This is a genomic window from Arthrobacter alkaliphilus (genome assembly GCF_021483235.1).
Taxonomy (GTDB): Bacteria; Actinomycetota; Actinomycetes; order Actinomycetales; family Micrococcaceae; genus Arthrobacter; species Arthrobacter alkaliphilus.
Genome location: NZ_JAKEEC010000061.1, coordinates 1 through 986, shown reverse-complemented (window position 1 = coordinate 986; position 986 = coordinate 1). Strand labels below are relative to the sequence as shown.

Genomic DNA, 986 nt, shown 5'->3' with positions numbered 1-986 from the left:
AACTGGCATGGACGGGTATTCGTAGGACGGGAGTAGCTGGGTGCTTCGCTGACCGTTTGGCGTGTTGGGCTGCCATGAGAAGGTAGCGTAATGAAGCTCGCTCGTGGCATGATCGGTTAGCCTTCCGGGGCAGTTATCGGGAGATACTCGGGTCATGACGCGATTGGAGTTCTGGCCGGATTATGGTTCTGGACCTGTATGGACTGAAAATGGTGAGCCCGTCGCTCTGGGATCGCTCGGTATTTCGCTAGAACTTTCTGAGCGGCTCCGGTTGTGGAACTCGCAGTATGAAGAGGAGAGAATTCCCCTCGAGAGCCCGGGAGATGCTGAATGGCTGGCCGAGGGTGTGGTTCTGCTCCGCGAACTGCGCACCGATTTGGGCCCTGACGTCGATGTCGTGGTGACTGAGCCGTGGTGGGGCGAAGCGCCCTACTTGGCTCAGGAACCAGGCCGCGGAGCGTGACTATGAATGAGCAAGCCAAAGTTGAAGTGAACCTGACTGACGAGGAACGGAAGGTCCTATGGCGCGGACTGCTCGAGTGGGGCGGGCCAGCGCAATGCACCGAGGCAATGGCCCTCGCGATGGGGTTTCGTGGCGTTACGGACTTGCTGGACGAAGGCAAGCGGATTGCCGACGACCTCAGGGCGGGACGAGCCCTGACAAAGTCCGACTGGCGCCGCGCGCTGCTGGCCACCGAAATCGTCTTTGCCAGCGATGTTTTAGGTTCTGGAATCGATTGGTCGATCACCACGGGCATGGACGATTGCGAAACGGTGACGATCCTGAGGTCGTTGCAGCGCAAGTTGATGGCGTCTTGGGCCACCCGGCCCTGATGGCATTAATGGCGGTCATTGAAGGCTTTTGTTGCTGCGATGTATTGGGCGTAGGCCGTGGCTGAGTCGGTGGCGTGGCGTTCGATGGTGGTGGGGGAGTAGCCGAGGGCCTCGGCGATGATGGCCACGGGTGCGAGTTTGGTGAGTTCGTG

2 protein-coding genes are annotated in these 986 nt (G+C 59.8%); both read left to right on the top strand.

The window, feature by feature from the left end:
• Positions 1-154 precede the first annotated feature (154 nt).
• Complete coding sequence (locus tag L0B83_RS19590; RefSeq protein WP_234760236.1) at positions 155-463, top strand: immunity protein CdiI family protein; 309 nt, start codon at positions 155-157, stop codon at positions 461-463.
• Between the two features lie 2 nt (positions 464-465).
• Entirely contained in the window at positions 466-834 is a 369-nt protein-coding gene (locus L0B83_RS19585; protein WP_234760235.1) for a hypothetical protein, read from the top strand.
• The last annotated feature ends 152 nt before the right edge of the window (positions 835-986 follow it).